The organism is Mesorhizobium sp. M1A.F.Ca.IN.020.06.1.1, from assembly GCF_004023265.1.
GTDB lineage: Bacteria > Pseudomonadota > Alphaproteobacteria > Rhizobiales > Rhizobiaceae > Mesorhizobium.
In genome coordinates this window covers 1-1,134 of the sequence record NZ_RZSR01001364.1, presented here as the reverse complement: position 1 = coordinate 1,134, position 1,134 = coordinate 1, and the positions used below count along the sequence as shown (strand labels likewise).

The 1,134-nt window shown below is 67.1% G+C and carries 1 protein-coding gene and 1 pseudogene; one reads left to right on the top strand and one right to left on the bottom strand.

Annotated elements, in window-relative coordinates:
- Positions 1-722 (top strand): FGGY-family carbohydrate kinase (locus tag EOA60_RS34035; protein WP_245502694.1); only part of this gene is annotated, 722 nt, incomplete at its 5' end.
- A 197-nt stretch (positions 723-919) separates the two neighbouring features.
- Here the strand turns inward: EOA60_RS34035 and EOA60_RS34025 are convergent.
- Positions 920-1,134 (bottom strand): annotated as a pseudogene (locus EOA60_RS34025) (nuclear transport factor 2 family protein); the annotation flags it as partial.

Sequence of the window (1,134 nt, the reverse complement as noted above, 5' to 3'; positions counted from 1 at the left end):
CCGTGGGCGCCGGCCACGCCTTCGTGTCGCTCGGCACGTCGGGGGTGCTGTTTGCCGCCAACGCCTCCTATCTGCCCAATCCGGAAAGCGCGGTGCACACCTTCTGCCACGCGCTGCCCAACACCTGGCACCAGATGGGGGTCATCCTGTCGGCCACCGATTCGCTCAACTGGCTGTCGGAGATCACCGGCAAAGGCGCCGGCGACCTGACCGGCGAGCTCGGCGACAAGCTCAAGGCGCCGACAGGCATCGCTTTCCTGCCTTATCTCTCCGGCGAGCGCACGCCGCATAATGATGCGGCCATTCGTGGTTCCTTCACCGGCCTCGCGCATCAATCGAGCCGCGCCGTGCTGACCCAGGCCGTGCTCGAAGGCGTGGCGTTTGCCTTCCGCGACAGCCTCGAGGCGCTGAAAACGGCGGGCACGACCCTGACCAGGGTGACGGCGATCGGCGGCGGCTCGCGCTCGCGCTACTGGCTGAAGGCGATCGCCACCGCGTTGCAGCTGCCGGTCGACATCCCGGCCGACGGCGATTTCGGCGCCGCCTTCGGCGCGGCGCGTCTCGGGCTGATCGCCGCGACCGGCGCCGATCCGCTTGCCGTTTGCACCGCGCCGGCGACCGATGCGACGATCGAACCGGATGCCGCGCTTGGTGGGGCGTATGCAGATGCTTATCAACGCTATCGTGCGCTCTATCCGGCGATCAGGGCGGTAACCGCGTGAGTATGCGCGAGGCACCCCCCTCTGCCCTGCCGGGCATCTCCCCCTCAAGGGGGGAGATTGGCAGCTTGGGCGCCTCGCTCCCTTTTGCAGCGTTGGAGATTGGCGAAATCCTAGATGAAAGCCGATCTCCCCGCTTGCGGGGGAGATGGCCGGCAGGCCACAGGGGGGTGCCTCGCGCCTCCCTTACCCGGTTAGCCTCACTGCGCCGGCACCTTGTCGAGGAAGCCGGTGACGCTCTTCAGGCGGCCGTTCTCGATGACGCAAATATCGGTGCCTTCGATGACGGATTCTGCGCCTTCAGGGCCCAGATTCCACGAGAAGCGGATGCGGTCGGCAAAACCATCCGGCTCACCCTTCAGCGAGAAGCGGAAGCCGGCGAATTGCTGCTGCACGCCGTCGATCAGCGCGGCGA